The 18,488-nt window shown below is 65.3% G+C and carries 15 protein-coding genes; 9 read left to right on the plus strand and 6 right to left on the minus strand.

The genetic code is table 11. The annotated features are described in order from the left end of the window. Nucleotides 1-152: 152 nt before the first annotated feature. Nucleotides 153-1,067, plus strand: a complete 915-nt coding sequence (locus AABA86_RS27710; protein ID WP_338309094.1) for an alpha/beta fold hydrolase — start codon at nt 153-155, stop codon at nt 1,065-1,067. Here the strand turns inward: AABA86_RS27710 and AABA86_RS27715 are convergent. The 6 genes from AABA86_RS27715 to AABA86_RS27740 form a co-directional block, all read right to left on the minus strand. Beyond that, nucleotides 1,064-1,738, minus strand: coding sequence for a spermidine synthase (locus AABA86_RS27715; RefSeq protein WP_212248060.1), 675 nt, complete (start codon nt 1,736-1,738; stop codon nt 1,064-1,066). The genes AABA86_RS27710 and AABA86_RS27715 overlap by 4 nt on opposite strands. Nucleotides 1,739-1,768: 30 nt before the next feature. Then, a complete protein-coding gene (locus AABA86_RS27720) occupies nt 1,769-5,005 on the minus strand; it encodes a bifunctional cytochrome P450/NADPH--P450 reductase (protein ID WP_338309095.1) in 3,237 nt (1,078 codons plus the stop codon). 114 nt (nt 5,006-5,119) lie between these two features. Next, the gene (locus AABA86_RS27725; protein ID WP_338309096.1) at nt 5,120-6,115 is read right to left on the minus strand and encodes an alpha/beta fold hydrolase; all 996 of its coding nucleotides are present in this window, start codon (nt 6,113-6,115) and stop codon (nt 5,120-5,122) included. Nucleotides 6,116-6,125: 10 nt separating this feature from the next. Further along, nucleotides 6,126-7,676, minus strand: coding sequence for a WS/DGAT/MGAT family O-acyltransferase (locus AABA86_RS27730; protein WP_028143433.1), 1,551 nt, complete (start codon nt 7,674-7,676; stop codon nt 6,126-6,128). A 47-nt stretch (nt 7,677-7,723) separates the two neighbouring features. After that, a complete protein-coding gene (locus tag AABA86_RS27735) occupies nt 7,724-8,524 on the minus strand; it encodes an esterase/lipase family protein (RefSeq protein WP_212248056.1) in 801 nt (266 codons plus the stop codon). Next, nucleotides 8,524-8,781, minus strand: coding sequence for a DUF6489 family protein (locus AABA86_RS27740; protein WP_028135213.1), 258 nt, complete (start codon nt 8,779-8,781; stop codon nt 8,524-8,526). Before AABA86_RS27740 ends, AABA86_RS27735 begins: the two co-directional genes overlap by 1 nt. 305 nt (nt 8,782-9,086) lie before the next feature. On the opposite strand from AABA86_RS27740, the gene AABA86_RS27745 reads away from it, so the two are divergent. The 8 genes from AABA86_RS27745 to AABA86_RS27780 all read left to right on the plus strand — a co-directional run bounded on the left by AABA86_RS27745 (nt 9,087) and on the right by AABA86_RS27780 (nt 18,341). Further along, complete coding sequence (locus tag AABA86_RS27745) at nt 9,087-10,682, plus strand: ABC transporter substrate-binding protein (protein WP_038947053.1); 1,596 nt, start codon at nt 9,087-9,089, stop codon at nt 10,680-10,682. Nucleotides 10,683-10,785: 103 nt separating this feature from the next. Next, nucleotides 10,786-11,766: an ABC transporter permease gene (locus AABA86_RS27750; protein WP_212248055.1), complete on the plus strand. Its 981-nt coding sequence runs from the start codon at nt 10,786-10,788 to the stop codon at nt 11,764-11,766. Nucleotides 11,767-11,775: 9 nt separating this feature from the next. Continuing rightward, nucleotides 11,776-12,747 carry an ABC transporter permease gene (locus AABA86_RS27755; protein WP_338309097.1) on the plus strand — a complete coding sequence of 324 codons (972 nt, stop codon included), beginning with the start codon at nt 11,776-11,778 and terminating at the stop codon, nt 12,745-12,747. Between the two features lie 28 nt (nt 12,748-12,775). Beyond that, a complete protein-coding gene (locus tag AABA86_RS27760) occupies nt 12,776-13,762 on the plus strand; it encodes an ABC transporter ATP-binding protein (RefSeq protein WP_212248053.1) in 987 nt (328 codons plus the stop codon). Then, on the plus strand, nt 13,759-14,748 hold the full coding sequence (locus AABA86_RS27765; RefSeq protein WP_338309099.1) for an ABC transporter ATP-binding protein: 990 nt from the start codon (nt 13,759-13,761) through the stop codon (nt 14,746-14,748). Before AABA86_RS27760 ends, AABA86_RS27765 begins: the two co-directional genes overlap by 4 nt. Before the next feature lie 81 nt (nt 14,749-14,829). Continuing rightward, on the plus strand, nt 14,830-16,635 hold the full coding sequence (locus AABA86_RS27770; protein WP_338309100.1) for a gamma-glutamyltransferase family protein: 1,806 nt from the start codon (nt 14,830-14,832) through the stop codon (nt 16,633-16,635). 9 nt (nt 16,636-16,644) lie between these two features. Further along, nucleotides 16,645-17,355: a DUF1028 domain-containing protein gene (locus AABA86_RS27775; protein WP_338309101.1), complete on the plus strand. Its 711-nt coding sequence runs from the start codon at nt 16,645-16,647 to the stop codon at nt 17,353-17,355. After that, nucleotides 17,352-18,341, plus strand: a complete 990-nt coding sequence (locus tag AABA86_RS27780; RefSeq protein WP_338309102.1) for an ABC transporter ATP-binding protein — start codon at nt 17,352-17,354, stop codon at nt 18,339-18,341. Before AABA86_RS27775 ends, AABA86_RS27780 begins: the two co-directional genes overlap by 4 nt. Nucleotides 18,342-18,488 lie beyond the last annotated feature (147 nt).

Consider the following 18,488-nt stretch of genomic DNA (forward strand, 5'->3'; position numbering starts at 1 on the left):
TCGAGAGCTGCGATGCCCTTCTTTTTTGCCATACCACACCGTTGCGCCGTGCCGGTCAACCGGCAAGCAGCGGCTCGGTGCCGCGCGCGGCTTTCATTGCAACGGGAAACCGTGCGATACAGCATCAGTCAAACGCTTGAGGGAACGCGCCCGTGAACGCCCATCAGCCGCCCCAGACCGCCCGCGCCAACGGCATCGACATCTGCTACGAGATCTTTGGCAACGACAATGCCGAGCCGCTGCTGCTGATCATGGGGCTCGGAGCGCAGATGATCCAATGGGACGATGCGTTCTGCGAGCAGCTTGCCGCGCGCGGCTTCCGCGTGATCCGCTTCGACAATCGCGACATCGGCAAGTCGAGCCATCTGACGGGCGGCAAGCGGTTGACGCCGCTCGAGCTGCTCAAGCTGCGCTTCCTCAGGATTCCCGTCGCCGCGACCTACAAGCTGATCGACATGGCGAAAGACATGGTCGGGCTGATGGATGCGCTCGGCATCAGATCGGCGCATCTGGTCGGGGCGTCCATGGGCGGCATGATCGCGCAGGAGGTCACGCTGTCGTTTCCGCACCGCGTGCGCTCGCTGACCTCGATCATGTCCACGACAGGAAATCCGCGCGTGCCGCCGCCGACGCGCGAGGCCGCCGCAATGCTGATGGCGCCGCCGCCGCGCAGCAAGGAAGAGTTCATCGTCCGCTACGGCCAGACCTGGAAGGTGTTGCGCGCCGGACATTTTCCGGAAGAGGAAGCGCTCGACCCTGAACGCGCCGAGCGCGTGTTCGCGCGCGGGCTCAATCCGGCCGGCGTCGGCCGCCAGCTCCGCGCGGTGCTCGCGTCCGGCAGCCGCAAGGAGCGGCTGCATGCCGTGCAGACGCCGACGCTCGTGATCCACGGTACCGTCGATCCCTTGGTGCGGCCTGAGGGCGGCAAGGACACGGCGGCGTCAATCCCGAACGCAAGATTGTTGATGATCGACGGTATGGGCCATGCACTGCCGATGCGGTTCTGGCCTGAGATCATCGGCGCCATCGACAAGCACGCGCATGGCGCGGCGGCGCAGGCAGCTTAACTCTTCTTCGCCATCCAGATCACATGGCGCGCACCGCCGCCCCTGCCGGTCGCGCGGACATTGACCTCGTTGACGTCGAAACCGGCGCTGCGAAGTCGCTTGGTGAAGGCCGGGTTGGGTCCCGACGACCAGACCGCGAGCACGCCGCCCGGCCGCAGCGCCGTCTTCGCCGCCTTCAGCCCGCTCGAACTATAGAGCGCATCATTGCCCTTGCGGGTCAGTCCCTCCGGCCCGTTGTCGACGTCGAGGAGAATGGCGTCGAAAGCCGTCCGCTGCGCCCGGATGATTTCGCCGACGTCGGTTTCCCGAATGCTGACCCTGGCATCATCGAGGCTGTCGCCGAACACCTCCGCCATCGGGCCCCGCGCCCACGTGACCACCGCGGGGACCAACTCGGAGACCACAATCTTTGACTTGGCTCCAAGCACGGTGAGCGCTGCACGCAGCGTAAAGCCCATTCCGAGGCCGCCGATCAGGACGACGGGCTTGGCGACTTTCTCGATCTGCTTCGCTGCAAGCGTCGCGAGCGCAGCTTCCGAGCCCGACAGGCGGTTGTTCATCAGCTCGTTGGTGCCGAGCTTGATGGAAAACTCCTTGCCCCGCCGCATCAGGCGGAGCTCTTCGTCGGAGCCGGGGATTTTGGCGGTGTCGATTTTTTCCCAGGGAATCATGCCAGAGGTTTAGCACGACCGGGAAGACAGTCACCCTCCCGCCCAGACGTCCAGCACGTAGCGGTTCTTCGCGCCCATTTCCTCGATCCAGCGCGCACTGACGGCGGCGTCGCGGCCGCTCTTCTCGCGGTGGATCGCGACCAGTGCCGCCTTCACGTCCGGCTCCATCTTGCCGCCGTCGCCGCAGACATAGATGATCGCGCCCTGCTCGATCAAAGGCCAGACCTTGTCCTTCTGCGCGGCGAGCACGTGCTGCACATAGGTCTTCGGTCCGTCCCCGCGCGAGAACGCCGTGAACAGCTCGGTGATGCCGCTTGCCGCCAGCGCCTTCAGCTCGTCCGCGTAGAGAAAATCCTGGTCGGGATGACGACAGCCGAAGAACAGCATCGCGGGTCCGAGGGTGGCGCCCTTCGCCTTGCGCGCGGCGCGCTCCTGGAGGAAGCCGCGGAACGGCGCAAGTCCCGTGCCGGGGCCGATCATGATGATGGGCACAGACGAATCGTCGGGCAGACGGAAGCCGGCCTTGGTCTCGCGTACGGTGGCGTAGATCGCATCGCCGGCGCGCCGGTTGGCGAGGTAGTTCGAGCAGATGCCCTTGTAGGTGCCGCGGCCGGAGGCGGCCGGCCCTTCGACCACGCCGACCGTGACGCTGCAGCGCGCCGGGTCGACCGACGGCGAGGACGAGATCGAGTAATAGCGCGGCGCCAGCAGCGAGAGCATTTCCAGATAGACGTGGAACGGCAATTCGCAGGCCGGATATTCCAGCAGCAGGTCGAACACCGATTTGCGTCTGGCGAGAATCTCATTGCGGTAACGCTCGAGCGGCTCAGCCTCCTCGCCGACGAAGGCCAGCAGCTTCGGCTTGGTGACCGGGCAGCGGGTGTGCTCCGCCATGATCTGGATCTGCTTGCGCGTCGCCACCTGCTGCAGCTCGACGAACTCACTGAGCAGGCGGCCGACCGACACGGCGTCTCCCACCGGCAACTGTGCGCGGCGCCCCTCGGCGACCTGCAGCCTGATCTGGTCGCCCGGCAGGAAGCCGAAGCGGCGGGCGACTGAGTCCACCAGCGTCGGATCGTTGCGCGGGACGACACTCAAATGATCGCCGACCCGGTAGCTGACGTTGGACGGCAGTTGCACCTCGATGTGGCGCGTCGAGCGCTCCAACGGATTGAGCCCGCTCTTGTTCTGAAGCTCGTCGTTGGCGAGCACCTTCATCGCCACCGCGCCGCCCTGCGCGACGATGGTGTTGACGGCGCTCACCGCGACCGGCTCGATCGCATAGAGCGGATCGTCCTCGGCGGTGCGGGTGAAGTTCCAGTCAATGCCGAATTCCTTGGTCGCGACCTGGGCCGCCGCCGGGAACCATTTCTGGAACTGGCCGTCGAGATCGCTGCGCGCATCGCCCTCGCCGCGCGGATAGACCGCGCGCGCGCCATGCGCCGACAACTGCTCGTCGATCAGGCGCGGGACCGATTGATAGGTCGCAGCCCAGTCGCTGTTGCCGCAGCCGAACACGGCATAGCGCACATTGGCGAAAGCATCCTTCGGCAGATCGCCGCCGAGCCATTTGACGAACTGCGTCGCGTTGTCGGGCGGCGCGCCGTTGTAGGAGGCGCAGATGATCAGAACGCCGCCGTCCTGCGGCAGCTTGCCAACGTAGTCGTCGAGCGGGCCGAGATGCACCGCAAAGCCGTTGATCTCGGCGAGATCAGCCATGCGCGTCGCGAGTTCCTCGGCGGTGCCGAGATTGGAGCCGTACAGCACCAGCATCGGCGTGTTGTGGCCGGGCCGCGCGGTCGGCTGACGCGGTGCCTTTGGCGCCGAAGACGTAGCCGCGACAGGTCCGCCATAGGCGCCACGCTCGCGATCGGCGCGCGGACGCACCTTGATCTTGAAGCCTTCCGGCTTCATCGTCAGGGTTTCCTTCAGGTGCATCTGGTAGCGCTGGTGATCGATCAGCTTGAAGCGCTGCAGGATCATGCCGAGCGCGAGCGCGGCCTCGTGCATGGCAAAGCCGCGGCCGATGCAGGCGCGCTGGCCGTTGCCGAACGGCTTCCAGGCATTGACCGGCCGCTTGGCTTCCGCTTCGCGGCTGAAATTCTCGGGATCGAACGCATCCGGATTCGGACCCCAGACGCTGGGATCGCGATGCAGCGCCGTCACCAGGATCGTCGTGAACGTGCCCTTGCGAAGCTTGTACTTGCCGCCGCCGAGCGTCTCGTCCTTCAGCGGCGAGATGCCATAGGCCGGCGCGGGCGGCCAAAGCCGCAGCGCCTCTTTCAGGATCTGCGTGATGTAGGTGAGCTGCGTCACCTGCTGATAGGTCGGCTTCGCATTGACGTCGGGGCCGAACACACGGTCGACCTCGTCGTAAGCCTTCTTGAGGATCTCCGGATGCTTGAGCAGCGCATAGAGCGTGTAGGACAGCAAGCCGCTGGTGGTCTCGTGGCCCGCGATCAGGAACGTGTTGATCTGGTAGCGGATGTTGACGTCGTCGAGCTGCTCGCCGGTCGAACGATCGACGCCGGTCATCATCGCCGCGAGCATGTCCTTCTTGTCGTCGATCCCTTCCGCGCTCTTGCGGCGCTCGGCAATGATCTCGTCGACCATCTTGTTCATGAAGGCGACGTCTTCGGCGAGCGTCTTGCGCCGCTTCTGCATCCAGAGCTGCTCGAACGGCAGGCCGCGCGTCATCATGATGGTTTCGAGCGAGCGCACCAGCGACTCGACAAAGGGATGGTAGTCGCGCCGGTAGAACGAGTTGAAGCGGTACTCGAAACCGCACAGGCCGATGGTGTCCAGCGTCAGCGCCGTCATGTCGTGGACGACGTCGATCTCGTCGTCGGCGTTGAGCCGCTCCCATTTCTGGACGAGCTGCTCGGCGATATCGACCATGCTCGGATGATAGGACTGCATGGCGCGGTTGCCGAACGGCTGCAGCAGGATGTTGTGCGCCTTGCTCCAGTTCGGCTCTTTGGTATCGGCCGTGAACAGGCCGTCGCCGCCGACCGCGCGCACGCGCCGCAGCGCGCCGCGCACCGTCTTGTCGAAACGCTTCTCGTCGGAGAGCTCGTCGACGAGATCGTGGCCTGACACGACCACGATCGGCGAGCCCATCATGTCGAGCCAGAAGATCGGACCGAGTTCCTTGGCGAGCCGGGTCAGATGCTGAACGGGGGCTGCCGAGTCCAGCGACAGCATGTTGCCGACCACGGGCTTGGTCGGCGGATGCGGGATCGGGTCCAGACGATTCTTGGATGACATTGACGTGCGTTTCCCCTGCCTTGCGTCATTCCGGGATGGTCCGAAGGACCAGACCCGGAATCTCGAGATCCCGGGTTCGACGCTACGCATCGCCCCGGGATGACGACTGCGTCGTCACCCAAACCGCCTTCTACGCCATTCGATCAGCTTGGCGCTGACCTCTTCCGGCTTCTCCTGCTGCGTCCAATGGCCGCTGTCCTTCACCAGATACTTCTCGAGATCGCCGATCAGCTTCTCCATGCCGTCGGCCGCCGAGGGCGGCAGCACGGCATCGTTCTCGGCCATGATCATCAGCGACGGCACATGGACGTGATGATCCAGCCCCTTCGCGCGCTCCCAGTTGCGCGTGAAGTTGCGATACCAGTTGATGCCGCCGGTGAAGCCGGTCTTCGTAAACGTGTCGACGAACACCTTCTTCTCGTCGGCCGACAGGATCGGCGTGCGCGGATCGACCTTGGCGTCATAGGCCGCGATCATCTGCGGGAAGGCCAGATTGGTTTTTGCCGAGGCGCCGACGCCTGCGATCGGCGGCTCTTCCGGCTTCGCCGGCGGCCGGGCCAGCGGCTTGCGCATGAAGGCGTCAAACGTCTGCTCGACGCGGCTGCCGAAAATCTTGTCCGGCTCACGCGCGGGATCCTGGAACTGGACGATGTACATCTGATCGCCGAAGCGCTGGCGGAACAGCGCAATGGGATCGATCGGCGCGCGGTCCCAATGCGGGGTGTTGACGCCGACCACACCGGCCACGCGCGAGGGGTGCCGCAACGGCATCTGCCAGACGACGAAGCCACCCCAGTCGTGACCGACGAAGATGGCCTTCTCGATGTTGAGATGATCGAGCAGCCCGACGAGATCGCCGGTCAAATGCTCCATGTCGTAATCCTCGACCTGCTCGGGCCGGTCGGTCGCGCCATAGCCGCGCTGGTCCGGCGCGATCACCCGGATGCCGGCCTCGCTCAGCGCCTTGATCTGGTGACGCCAGGAAAAGGCGAGCTCGGGCCAGCCGTGGCACAGCACGATCGGCGGCTTGTCGTCGGCCGGGCCCGCCTCGTAATAGCCCATGCGGATTCCGTTCGTCGTCGCGAACTTGAGCGGCGGCATGTCAATCATCACGAGATTCCTATTCCGCAGCGCCCTTGATGTCGGTCGCCGGCGGCGCGTAGGCCGCCTCCAAAGCGGCAAACTCCTCCGGCAGCATGTCGCACATCACCTGCACATGCGGAATGATGTTGGCGCCGACGATGAAGCCGAAATCGAGCTGGTCGCGGTAGCTCTGCACGGTGATGTTGAGCGCCTGCCCGTGCGTCGAGATCGACACCGGGAAGATGTGCAATAGCTCCGCGCCGGCAGCGTAAAGCGTCTGCCGTGGCCCCGGCACGTTGGACACGGTGATGTTGGCGGCCGGCGGCAGCACGTCCGACAGGTTCGAGCGGCTGTAGAGCAGCGCCAGGATCTGCACCATGATCGGCGCGCCCAGCATCGAGATGTTGGAGACCTGGGGCATCAGCGCGCGCAGGGGATGCGACATCTCCTTGGACTTGGTCGATTGCGCGATGATGGCTTCCAGCCGCGCCTTGGGATCGTCGATGTTGGTCGCGATCGCGCAGATCATGCCGAACACCTGGTTGTTGGCTTCGGTGTTGCCCTCCTCGCGCAGCGAGATCGGCACCGCCGCGGTCAGCGATTTCGCCGGCAGCGTGCTGTACTCCTTCAGGTAACGCCGGACCACGCCGGAGGCGAGCGCCAGCACGACGTCGTTGAGCTTGCCGCCGGCCTGCTTGGCCAGCGCCTTCGCGCGAGACAGCGGGATCGACACACCTGCGAAGCTTCGCTCCGACGAGATGGTCTTGTTCAGCATGGTCGGCGGCGACACCATGCTGGCAAGGCTCTCGCGCGATTTGGGATCGGCGACCTTGCCGAGCACATCGGAGACGCTCTTGACCATGGTCGGGATATTGCCCGCGAAGCGCACCGCGCTCTCGATCTGATACATCGCGTTGTCGAACAGGATCGAGCCGATGTCGCTCTTGCCGGTGCGCGGCAATTGCAGGTTCTGAGCGGCCTTGCCGGCGTCGAGCGGCTGGTTGAAAAGCTGCTGGTAGGAATCCAGCAGGTTCGCCGCGATGTCACGCGGCTCCTGTCCAGGCTTGCTGCCAGCCGCTGGCGGATCGACCTTCCGCGGGATCGGCGAGATATCGTAGATCATGTTGGTCAGCGCCGCACCGGCGCCGCCGTCGATGGCGGCATGGTGCATCTTGGAATAGAGCCCGACCTCGTTGTCCTTCATGCCCTCGAACACGTAGAACTCCCAGAGCGGGCGGGCGCGGTTCAACAGCTTGGCGTGCATCCAGCCGACGATGCGCTCGAGCGTGGCGCGGTCGCGCGGTTGCGGCAGGCTGGCGCGGAAGATGTGACGGTCGATGTCGAACTGATCGTCCTCGACCCAGGAGGGATGATCGATGTCGAGCGGCGCCTTCTCCAGCCGCGCCTTCAGGATCGGCGCGATGTGCAGGCGCGAGACGATCATCGCCTTGAAGTCTTCGAAGAAGTCGCCCTTGTAATCGTCGGGCAGGCGAAAGATCGCCATGCTCCCGACATGCATCGGCATCTCCGGCGTTTCCAGATAGAGAAACGACGCGTCCAGCGACGACAGCTTCTTACCGTCAGCCATAATTCCCTCCCGCAACAAATTTGACGGGCGCCTTCTGGCGCTTCTCGTCAGGTCGATATTGCCTGTTCCGGCGGGGCATATGCAATGGCAAACGGCCCTGCCCGGTCAAATGGCGAGAATTCCCCTTCCGGTTGCGCCAGCCGGTCCGCCACGGCCCATAGCGCCGCGGGGTTCACCCCGAGCCCGATATGGCTCGCCAGGAGCACCTCGATGTTCTCGGCACGATCGGAGGGACGGAGCAGGCAGGTCCGCCAGTTCACGACCCCGTCGGCACGCGAATAGATCGACGTCGCCGGCACCGGCAGATCGCCGGCGATCGCCTCGCGAGCCTCGGCAAGATCCTCGACCCGTTCGCCGGACAGCGCCTCGTAGAGCCGCGTCGCGTTGGTCGCCCGCACGTCGTTGGCAAACGGGCTGCCGAGCGTGATGACATAGCGAACCATGTCGGGTGCCCACAGCGCGAGATCTCGGGCATAGACGCCGCCGAGGCTCCATCCGACCAGGCTGACCTTGCGTCCGCTCGCGCGATGGATCTCGGCGAGACGGGCGCGCAGGGCGTCCCGCATCCGCCCGAGGCCGCCGAGATTACGGCCCATCCGCCAGGCCTGTGCCTCATAGCCGAGCTCGCTGAGATAGCGCCGCATCGGCACCATCGAGAGGTCGCTGGCGAGAAAGCCCGGTAGCGCCAGCACCGGATGGCCATCGCCCCTCGGCGCTCGCATCAGGATCGGCGACAGCAACAGGCTTGCATTGAGCTCGAACAGGCCGCGCGCTTCTGCAAGCAGCAGGGCGAGCCCCGGCGGACGGAGCCCGCCCGGGGCCTGCCGCCCGTCTGGCCCGGACGGCATTATTTCTTCTTGTCGCTGCTGCGCGTGCCGCCGAGGCCCGCCATCGTGACGAACATGTCCTGAAACCGCTCCGCGATCTTGGGATCGAAGGTGAACCAGCTCTGGATCAGCGATTCCGGCGAGACCTTCTCGATGTTGCTGAGCACCTGCTGCTGCAGCTTGTCCATCACCGCCGTCTGCATCGGTCCCACGTCAGGCAAACCGAAGAACTGGCGGGCCTCGAGGGGGGTGCAGTCGATTTCGATATTAACTTTCATGTCCCCTCCGGATGAGATTCGAGCGGCCTGTCGGCAGTATCGCCGCGAGTTGTGGTGCGACGCAAGCGACCTGATGCAGGCGCGACATGCCCCGTCCCGCAATCCGCCGATATAGTCAACCAAAGTCGAAAGACGCGGTCCTCCATGCCGGGCGGCATGGTCAGCATTGCTGCACAGCGGTGCAACTTGGCGCGTTCCTTGCTGGAATGGCGCTTGCACCGGTCGAGAACTCTGGGCAACATGGATCAATCAGCCCTGCCGAACAATCAAAAATCATCGGCACGGCAGAGTGGAGAGGGTCAAGAATGTCAGTCGGTCGAAGTCTGTTTGCGGCGACGCTCGCCGGTACGCTTGCGTTGACGGTCGCGCCGGCGTCGAGCCAGACGCTGCGTTATGCCAACCAGGGTGACCTGAAATCCCTCGATCCCTATACGCTCAACGAAAGCACCACCCACGCCCATCTCGGTCACGTCTATCAAGGACTCACCGCGCGCGACAAGGACCTCAAGATCATTCCGGCGCTGGCGGAAAGCTGGGAAACTCCGGAGCCGACCCGCTGGCGTTTCCATTTGCGCAAGGGCGTGAAATTCCACAACGGCGACCCCTTCACCGCCGACGACGTCGTATTCTCCGCCGATCGCGTCCGCAAGAAAGGGTCCAATATGCAGACCCGCCTTGCGCCCGACGTCAAGGTCGTGAAGGTCGACGACTACACCGTCGACTTCGTCCTGCCTTCGCCCAATCCCATCCTGCATAACTCGTGGGATGTCTGGTACATCATGGACAAGAAATGGGCCGAGGAGAACAACGTCGTCGATCCGACGCCGGTGGCGGCGACCACGCCGAGCTACGCCTCGCTCCACGAGAACGGCACCGGTCCGTTCACCATCGAAAGCCATCAGCCCGGCGTGAAAACGGTTTTCAAGGCCAACCCCAATTACTGGGGCAAGGTCGAGGGTAATCTGAAGGAGATCGTCTTCACCCCGATCGCTTCGGACGCAACCCGCGTCGCTGCGCTGCTCTCGGGCGAAGTCGACGTCATCGAGCCGGTGCCGATCCAGGACATCTCCCGCGTCGATTCCAGCCCCAACGCCCAGGTGCTGAAGGGGCCGGAGCTGCGCACCATCTTCATCGGCTTCGATCAGATGCGCGACGAGCTGCTCTACTCCAACATCAAGGGCAAGAACCCGTTCAAGGACGTCCGCGTCCGTGAAGCCTTCTACAAGGCGATCGACATCGAGCTGATCAAGAAGCGCGTGATGCGCGAGCTGTCGACGCCATCGGCGCTGATGATCGCTCCGGAGTTGTTCGTGCTGTCCAAGGAGTTCACGCGGCCGAAATTCGACCCCGATGGAGCCAAGAAGCTCCTCACCGAAGCCGGCTATCCCGACGGCTTCGAGGTCACGATGGATTGTCCGAACGACCGTTACGTCAACGACGCCGCGATCTGCCAGGCCGTCGTCGGCATGCTTGCCCGCATCGGCGTCAAGATCAATCTGCTGGCGCAACCGAAGGCGCAGTACTTCGCCAAGGTGTTGAAGCAGGGCGGCTACCAGACCTCGTTCTACCTCCTGGGCTGGACGCCGAGCACGATGGACTCCCACAACGTGCTCTACGACATCATGGGCTGCCGCGACGATGCGAAATCCTCACGCGGCGAGGCCAATCTCGGCGGCTACTGCAACAAGGAGTTCGACGCCATCACCGACAAGGTGCTGGTCGAAACCGATACCGCCAAGCGCAACCAGCTGATCAAGCAGGCCTACGAAATCGGCAACAAGGACTGGTCCTACATCCCGCTGCACCAGCAGGCGCTGGCCTGGGGCGTATCGAAAAAGGTAAACCTGCCGCAGCGCGCCGACAATCTGGTCATGTTCCATTGGGCGACCAAGAAGGAATAGCATCAGTTAACACGAGGTCCCGGCGGCGTCAGGCGTCCGGGACCTTTCCTTTTCCGGCTGACAAAGACGTCGACCGCACGCACACCCAAGGATAGTGGAAGGCATGCTCGCTTTCACTCTTCGCCGCGCCGTTCAGGCCATCGGCGTCATGTTCGCCGTCGGCATCATCGCCTTTTCGATGTTCCGTTTCGCCGGCGACCCCGTCAACCAGATCGTCTCGATCGACACGTCGGCAGCCGAACGCGAAGCCGTGCGCAAGTCGCTCGGCCTCGACGATCCCGTGCCGGTGCAGTTCGTGCGTTATTTCGCCGACGCCGCGCAATTCAAGTTTGGCGTCTCCTACCAGTTCCGCCAGCCGGTTTCGACCCTGTTGATGGAACGTATGCCGGCCACGCTGGAACTTGCGATCTGCGCCACCGTGTTTGCGATGGTGTTCGGCATCCTGATGGGCGTCTATTCGGCGCTGAGGCGCGACACCGTGCTGGCCAAATTATTCCAGGCGGTTTCGCTTGTAGGCATCTCGTTGCCGACTTTCCTGATTGGCATTCTCCTGATCTATCTGTTCGCGGTGACATTGGGCTGGTTGCCCTCGTTCGGCCGCGGCGAGGTGATCAAGCTCGGTTGGTGGAGCACGGGCCTGCTCACGCTGTCGGGACTGAAGGCATTGATCATGCCCTCGATCACGCTCGGCCTGTTCCAGATGACCCTGATCATGCGGCTGGTGCGCGCGGAGATGCTGGAAGTGCTGCGAACCGACTATATCCGCTTCGCCCGCGCCCGCGGGCTGACCACCCGCGCCATCCATTTCGGCCACGCGCTGAAGAACACGCTGATTCCCGTGATCACCGTGGCCGGTCTTCAGTTTGGCTCGGTTATTGCATTTTCGATCATCACCGAAACCGTGTTCCAATGGCCGGGCATGGGACTCCTGTTCGTGCAGGCCGTGCAAAACGTCGATATCCCGATCATGGCCGCCTACCTGCTGATGGTCTCGCTGATCTTCGTCACCATCAATCTGGTGGTCGACATCCTCTACACCGTTGTCGATCCGCGCCTGCGCGCGACCGTCGGCCGCGCTACATAAGGCCCCTGCATGTCCGACGCCGTCGCCTCCAATTCCGACAAGCAGAGCGCGCCGCTCGCGCATGCCGGTCGCAGCTGGCTCAGCCGCGCCCTCGACAGCGACATCTTCTATTCGTTCCGCCGCTCCAAGCTGACCATGGCGGCGGCGGCCATTACCGTGCTGCTCTTCCTGCTCGCGATCTTTGCATCGGCGCTCGCGGTGCAGAACCCGTTCGATCCGGCGCAGCTCCAGTTGATGAACTCGCGCATCTCGCCGCTCTGGACCGCCGACGGCCAAAGCCCGTTCCTGCTCGGCACCGACGAGCAGGGCCGCGACGTGTTCTCCGCCATCCTCTACGGGATGCGCATCTCGCTCGCCGTGGGCGTCGCCGGTGTGGTCTTCGCCGGCGCGCTCGGCATCGGGCTCGGCCTGATCGCCGGCTATTTCGGCGGCGCGGTCGATGGCGTGATCATGCGGATCGCCGACGTGCAACTGACCTTTCCCGCCATTCTGATCGCGCTGCTGGTCAATGGCATCGCCAAATCGATCCTCGGCAACCGTCTGGATGCCACCAGCATGCTGGTGGTGCTGGTGATTTCGATCGGCCTGAGTTTCTGGGTGGGATATGCAAGGACGGTGCGCGGCTCCGTGATGGTCGAGAAGAACAAGGACTACGTGGCCGCCGCGCAGCTGATCGGCCTGCCCGCGCCAAAGATCATGCTGCGGCACGTGCTGCCGAACACGATGGGCCCGATCCTGGTCATCGCCACCATCAACCTCGCGCTGGCCATCATCACCGAGGCGACGCTGTCCTTCCTCGGCGTCGGCCTGCCCGACACCATGCCCTCGCTCGGCACGCTGATCCGCATCGGCAACAATTATCTGTTCGCGGGCGAATGGTGGATCGTCGCTTTCCCCGGCATCGCGCTGGCCGGGCTGATCCTGTCGATCAACCTGCTCGGCGACTGGCTGCGCGACGCGCTCAACCCGAAGCTCCGATGAGCAAAACTTCGACAAGAGCGCCCCACCCATGACCGAGCCCATCCTCTCCGTCCGCAACCTTCAGGTGGAGTTCGCTTCCCGCCGCGGCACGCTGCGCGCCATCGACGGCGTCTCCTTCGACATCGCCAAGGGCGAAGTGCTGGGCGTGGTCGGCGAATCCGGCGCCGGCAAATCGGTCACCGGCCTCGCCGTGATCGGCCTGATCGACCCGCCTGGCCGGATCGCGGGCGGCGAGGTCCGCCTCGCCGGCCTGCGCATCGACAATCTGCCGCCGGAGGAAATGCGCCGCATCCGGGGAAAGCGGATCGGCATGATCTTCCAGGACCCCCTCACCTCGCTCAATCCGCTCTATCGGGTCGGTGACCAGATCATCGAGACGATCCGAACTCACCTGAATCTGTCCGAGACGGCCGCCCGCCGCCGCGCCATCGACCTGCTTGCCGAGGTCGGCATTCCCGCGCCGGAAAAGCGCATCGACGGCTACCCGCACGAATTCTCCGGCGGCATGCGCCAGCGCGTCGTGATTGCGCTGGCGATCTGCGCCGAGCCCGAGCTGATCATCGCGGACGAGCCGACCACCGCGCTGGACGTCTCCGTGCAGGCGCAGATCATCTCGCTGATCAAGCGGCTCGGCCGCGACCACGGCACCGCCGTGATGCTGGTGACGCACGACATGGGCGTGATCGCGGAGACCTCCGACCGCGTCGCCGTGATGTATGCCGGCCGTGTCGCCGAGATCGGCCCGGTGCAGGATGTCGTCAGAAATCCACTGCATCCCTATGCCAAGGGCTTGATGGGCGCGATCCCGACGCTGGCCGGCGACGACAAGCGTCTCATGCAGATTCCCGGCTCGATGCCGCGGCTGTCGGCGATCCCGCGCGGCTGCTCGTTCAACCCGCGCTGCGAGTTCGCGTTCGACCGCTGTCGTGTCGATCGACCCGAGCCGCTGCCGCGCGGTGCGCAATCGGTCGCCTGCCATCTCTATGACAACGTGCCGGCGGAGAGCGCGGCATGAGCGCTTCCTTCGTCCAGGCCACAAATCTGCGCCGCGTGTTCGACGTCTCGAAGCCCTGGCTCAACCGCGTGCTCGAAGGCGGGCATCTGGAATATCTCAAGGCGGTCGATCACGTCACCTTCGATATCAGGAAGGGCGAGACGTTTGCGCTGGTCGGCGAGTCCGGCTCGGGCAAGACCACGGTGGCGCGGATGGTCGTGGGACTGCTGCCGCCGAGCTCGGGCGACGTGCTGATCGACGGCGTTTCGATGACGGATCCGCGGCAGGCGCCGGCGCGCAGGAAGCTGCGCCGCCGCATCCAGATGATCTTCCAGGATCCCTACGCGAGCCTGAACCCGCGCTTCCGCGTCGATGCCATCATCTCCGAGCCGATCCGCGCCTTCGACCTGATCCAGGGCGAGCGCGACATCCAGGCGCGCGTCGGCGAGCTGCTCAGCCTCGTCGGCCTGCATCCCGACGACCGGTTGAAGTTTCCGCACGAATTCTCCGGCGGCCAGCGCCAGCGCATCGCAATCGCGCGGGCGCTCGCCTCCGATGCCGAGTTCATCGTCTGCGACGAGCCGACCTCGGCGCTCGACGTCTCCGTGCAGGCGCAGATCCTGAACCTGATGCGCGACCTCCAGGACAAGTTCGGCCTGACCTACATGTTCATCAGCCACAACCTCGCCGTGGTCCGTCACATGGCGAGCCGCGTCGGCGTGATGTATCTCGGCCGCATCGTCGAGATCGCTGAAGGCAAGGAGTTGTTCGCACGTCCCCGCATGCCCTACACCAAGATGCTGCTGGGCGCCGTGCCTGATCTTGCCATGAGCGGCCGCCAGCGCATTCCGGTGAAGGGCGAGATCCCGAACCCGATCAATCCGCCGCCCGGCTGCGCCTTCAATCCGCGCTGCCCGCTGGCGTTCGATCTCTGCCGCAAGGAAACGCCGGAACTGATCGACGGCGTCGCCTGCCACGCCGTCAACACCGCGCCGGTCCCGGCGTGACGCGCGCGTGCCATGCCGGCAGCGCATTGGCGGCGCGGCATCGCCTGTGATCAATTGCGCGCGCCGCAAATGAGGTAATCCATGGCCAGCATCGTCAATCCCGATCCGTTCACGACCCGCCCCGAGATCGAGGGCACGTTCGGGGTCGTCGCCACCACGCACTGGATCGCGACCGCAGTCGGCATGGCCATCCTGGAGAAGGGCGGCAACGCCTTCGACGCCGGCGTTGCCACCGCCTTCACGCTGCAGGTGGTCGAGCCGCATCTCAACGGCCCCGGCGGCGACGTGCCTGTCATCGTGCACGACGTGAAGCGCGGCCGCACCGAGGTGATCTGCGGCCAGGGCCCGGCACCGGCACGCGCCACCATCGCGCACTACAAGAGCGAAGGCCTCGACATGGTGCCCGGCACCGGCCTGCTCGCGGCCTGCGTCCCCGGCACCTTCGAATCCTGGATGATGCTGCTGCGCGACTACGGCACGATGCGGGTGCGCGACGTGCTGGAGTCCGCGATCGCCTATGCCCGCGACGGCTATCCGCTGGTCGAGCGCGCCTGCGCCACGATCCAGACCGTCGAGCAATTATTCCGCAAGCACTGGCCGACCTCCGCCGCGGTCTATCTCCCCAACGGCGAGGTGCCGAAGCCCGGCACTCTCTTTACCAACGAGACGCTGGCCGCGACCTACGCACGGATTCTCAGCGAGGCCGAGAGCGGCGGCGGTGGCCGCGACGCCGAAATCGAGCGCGCACGAAAGGCCTGGTCGCAAGGCTTCGTCGCCGAAGCCATCGACAAGTTCTGCCGCACCCAGGAGGTGATGGACGTCAGCGGCTCGCCGCATCGCGGCGTGCTTTCCGCCAACGACATGGCGCGCTGGCAGCCGACGATCGAGGCGCCGCTCACCTATGACTATGGCCGCTACACCGTCTGCAAGGCCGGCGTCTGGAGCCAGGGTCCGGTGACGCTGCAACAGCTCGCGCTGCTGAAGGGCTTTGCCCTCGACGGGCTCGACCCGACCGGGCCTGAGTTCATTCACCTCCAGATCGAATGCGCAAAACTCGCCTTTGCCGATCGCGAGAAATTCTACGGCGACCCCAAGTTCAGCGAGATTCCGATCGCGACGCTGCTGTCGGATGCCTACAACGACGAGCGTCGCAAGCTCGTCACCGACAAGGCGTCGCTCGACTTTCGCCCCGGCGCGGTCGAGGGCTTTGGCGGTGTCGTCAAGCTGCGCCGCGCCGAAGGCCAGCGCGAGGCCGTTGGCGCGCTCGGCGCCGGTGAGCCAACCGTGGGGCGCTTCGGCGAGGTGCGCGGCGACACCGTGCATTTCGACATCATCGACAAAGCCGGCAACATGGTGTCCTCGACGCCGTCGGGAGGCTGGCTGCAATCCTCACCTGTCATTCCCGAGCTGGGTTTCTGCCTCGGTAGCCGCGCGCAAATGTTCGATTTGGAGGAGAACCAACCCGGTTCGCTCGCGCCGGGCAAACGGCCACGCACCACGCTGTCGCCGACCATGGCGCTGCGCGATGGCGAGCCGTATCTCGCCTGGGGCTCGCCCGGCGGTGATCAGCAGGATCAGTGGATCACCCAGTTCTTCCTGCGCCACGTCCATTGCAATCTCAATCTGCAGGAAGCGATCGACGCGCCGGCCTGGCATTCCGAGCATTTCCCGATCTCGTTCTGGCCGCGTACCGCGCGGCCCGGCGTGCTCGTGGTCGAGAACCGCGTGCCCAAGGCGACGATCGAGAATCTGCGCGAGCGCGGACACATCGTCGAGGTCGGCCCCGATTGGTCCGAAGGCCGCCTCACCGCAGCCTCGCGCGTGGGTCGGCGCCGGCGCGCCGCCGCCAATCCGCGCGGCATGCAAGGTTACGCCGCGGGACGCTGAAGGCAGCACATGACCTGGTCGATCATCGCGCGAGACCCTGCCACCGGCCAGTTCGGCATCGCCGTTGCGACCCGCTTCTTCGCCGTCGGCGCACGCGTGCCGTATATTGCCGCCGGCGTCGGCGCCATCGCGACGCAGGCCTTCGTCAATCCCTATTACGGCATCGACGGGGTCAGGCTGCTGCGGGAAGGCCTCAATGCGCACGACGTGCTGGCCGCGCTGCTCGCGACCGACGATGGCCGCGAGAGCCGTCAGATCCACATCATGGATTCGAGCGGCGAGATCGCCGCGCATACCGGGCGCGACTGCGTCGACTGGTGCGGGCACATCGCAGGCAGCGGCTTTTCCATCGCCGGCAACATGCTGGCGGGCGCCGACGTGCTCGACGAGACCGCAAAGACCTACATCGCCAATAACAGCCTGCCCTTCCCGCGCCGCCTGCTCGCCGCGATGCGCGCCGGGGAAGCCGCCGGCGGCGACAAGCGCGGCAAGCAGTCCGCTGCGCTGTTGATTCACGGCGAGGAGGAATGGCCGGCGCTGGACATTCGCGCCGACGACCATCCCGATCCGCTCGGCGAGCTCGAGCGACTCGAACACGTCAGCCACGAGCTCTGGGTGCATTTTCGCGATTCCATGCCGACGCGACGGAACCCGGCCGGCAACACCGACCGCAGCGTCATTGACGCCAGCATCCAAGCAGCGCGTGCAAGGCAATCATGAGTTCGAGCCCTCTCATCGAGATCAGGGACCTTCGCATCCGCTTCCACGGCGACGACGGCCGCATCACCCACGCGGTCGACAGCGTCGATCTCAGCGTCGCCAACGGCGCGACGCTCGGCCTCGTCGGCGAATCCGGCTGCGGGAAGAGCGTGACCTCGCTGGCGATCATGGGCCTGCTGCCGAAGCAAAGCGCGGAAATTTCCGGCGCGATCCGCTTCGACGGCCTCGATCTCTTGCAGACGCCGGACCAGACCCTGCGCAATCTGCGCGGCAACCGGCTCGCGATGATCTTCCAGGAGCCGATGACCTCGCTCAATCCGAGCTTGACCATCGGCGACCAGATCATCGAGACCATTTTGCGCCACCGCGGCGGCTCGCGGAAAAGCGCGCGCGAGCGGGCGATCGAGCTGCTGCGCCGCGTCCACATCCCCTCGCCCGAGCGGCGGATCGACGAATATCCGCACAAGCTCTCCGGCGGCATGCGCCAGCGCGTGATGATCGCGATGGCGCTGGCCTGCGACCCGCGCCTGCTGATCGCGGACGAGCCGACCACCGCGCTCGACGTCACCTTGCAGGCCCAGATCCTGGAGCTGATGCGGGAGTTGAAAGCGGCAAGCGGTGCCGCCATCATCCTGATCACGCACGATCTCGGCGTGGTGGCCGAGGTCTGCGACGAGGTCGCGGTGATGTACGCCGGCGAGATCGTCGAGCGCGCGCCGGTCGACGAATTGTTCTCGGTGCCGCAGCACCCCTACACCGTCGGCCTGCTCGGCTCGATCCCGCGGCTCGACCATCGCGCCGAACAGCTTGCGACGATCGAGGGTATGGTTCCGAACATGGCGCAGCCGCCGGCAGGCTGCCGCTTCGCCGCGCGCTGCCCGTTCGTGCTGGACGCCTGCTCCACAGCGCCGCCACCGCTGATCGAAGTCAGCCCCGGCCACCTCTCGCGCTGCATCCGCGCGCCGCTCGAACGCCTGGTGTCGTGATGGCCTCCTTCTCTCTTCCCGTTCCCCGGGCGCAGCGCAGCACAAGCGCAGCGCGGTGGTGCGCCGCTGAACCGGGGCCCATGTGGCGGCAGACTGGGTCCCGGTTCAGCGTCGCAACACTTCGCGTTGCGCCGCGCCCGGGACACG

Source organism: Bradyrhizobium sp. TM233 (assembly GCF_036247965.1).
GTDB lineage: Bacteria > Pseudomonadota > Alphaproteobacteria > Rhizobiales > Xanthobacteraceae > Bradyrhizobium > Bradyrhizobium ottawaense.

What these genes read in the sequence shown, in the direction of transcription:
- AABA86_RS27715 (WP_212248060.1), bottom strand. Translation starts at nt 1,738, where the DNA reads ATGATTCCCTGGGAAAAAATCGACACCGCCAAAATCCCCGGCTCCGAC.
- AABA86_RS27720 (WP_338309095.1), bottom strand. Translation starts at nt 5,005, where the DNA reads ATGTCATCCAAGAATCGTCTGGACCCGATCCCGCATCCGCCGACCAAG.
- AABA86_RS27725 (WP_338309096.1), bottom strand. Translation starts at nt 6,115, where the DNA reads ATGATTGACATGCCGCCGCTCAAGTTCGCGACGACGAACGGAATCCGC.
- AABA86_RS27730 (WP_028143433.1), bottom strand. Translation starts at nt 7,676, where the DNA reads ATGGCTGACGGTAAGAAGCTGTCGTCGCTGGACGCGTCGTTTCTCTAT.
- AABA86_RS27735 (WP_212248056.1), bottom strand. Translation starts at nt 8,524, where the DNA reads ATGCCGTCCGGGCCAGACGGGCGGCAGGCCCCGGGCGGGCTCCGTCCG.
- AABA86_RS27740 (WP_028135213.1), bottom strand. Translation starts at nt 8,781, where the DNA reads ATGAAAGTTAATATCGAAATCGACTGCACCCCCCTCGAGGCCCGCCAG.
- AABA86_RS27745 (WP_038947053.1), top strand. Translation starts at nt 9,087, where the DNA reads ATGTCAGTCGGTCGAAGTCTGTTTGCGGCGACGCTCGCCGGTACGCTT.
- AABA86_RS27750 (WP_212248055.1), top strand. Translation starts at nt 10,786, where the DNA reads ATGCTCGCTTTCACTCTTCGCCGCGCCGTTCAGGCCATCGGCGTCATG.
- AABA86_RS27755 (WP_338309097.1), top strand. Translation starts at nt 11,776, where the DNA reads ATGTCCGACGCCGTCGCCTCCAATTCCGACAAGCAGAGCGCGCCGCTC.
- AABA86_RS27760 (WP_212248053.1), top strand. Translation starts at nt 12,776, where the DNA reads ATGACCGAGCCCATCCTCTCCGTCCGCAACCTTCAGGTGGAGTTCGCT.
- AABA86_RS27765 (WP_338309099.1), top strand. Translation starts at nt 13,759, where the DNA reads ATGAGCGCTTCCTTCGTCCAGGCCACAAATCTGCGCCGCGTGTTCGAC.
- AABA86_RS27770 (WP_338309100.1), top strand. Translation starts at nt 14,830, where the DNA reads ATGGCCAGCATCGTCAATCCCGATCCGTTCACGACCCGCCCCGAGATC.
- AABA86_RS27775 (WP_338309101.1), top strand. Translation starts at nt 16,645, where the DNA reads ATGACCTGGTCGATCATCGCGCGAGACCCTGCCACCGGCCAGTTCGGC.
- AABA86_RS27780 (WP_338309102.1), top strand. Translation starts at nt 17,352, where the DNA reads ATGAGTTCGAGCCCTCTCATCGAGATCAGGGACCTTCGCATCCGCTTC.